We start from the raw sequence: 525 nt of genomic DNA, 5'->3' as shown, positions 1-525 counted from the left end.
CCAATGTTGTTGTATTCATATTTATATCCAATATCAATTAATATATTTCCTTGAATATTGGGAGTTATATTTTGAGGAATTCTCTTTTCTGCATTAATTTCAAAACTTGAAATAGAAACTTTCACGTTAAAATCATTATTAAATTCAATTTCATATCCAGTAATAATCTTTTCTTTTTCAGTTCTCATAGTATAATCAACAATTACTTCAAACTCAGTCTTTATGATTTTTAAAGATTTTAATTTTTTTCCAATTAAGTTTTTGATTTTGTAGAATTCATTTATATCTAATTCGTGATAATTCAATGGTTCAGAATATGGAATTTCTCGGTAGTCATAACATTCATGCTCAAAATTCCAACCAATTGTTATTATTTTTTCTTTAAGATGAATTTCAATTGCTCCATCAATAGAATAACCATTATTAAATTCAATATAATTTTCATTGACATTATAAATTTTAATGTCAATTATCGTTTGATTTTTTATGTTTTCTTCCATCTCTGCAATTTTCGCTAACGTGATT

The 525-nt window shown here is 23.6% G+C and carries 1 protein-coding gene; it reads right to left on the bottom strand.

Annotation, left to right across the window (positions count from 1 at the left end):
• The coding region (locus ABDX67_RS13475; RefSeq protein WP_347175565.1) for a hypothetical protein at positions 1-500 on the bottom strand (500 nt) is incomplete at its 3' end.
• Positions 501-525 lie beyond the last annotated feature (25 nt).

The sequence above is a fragment of the Polaribacter uvawellassae genome (assembly GCF_039748955.1).
GTDB lineage: Bacteria > Bacteroidota > Bacteroidia > Flavobacteriales > Flavobacteriaceae > Polaribacter > Polaribacter uvawellassae.
Note: the sequence above shows the minus strand (reverse complement) of the source record. Positions and strands in the feature narration are given on the sequence as shown.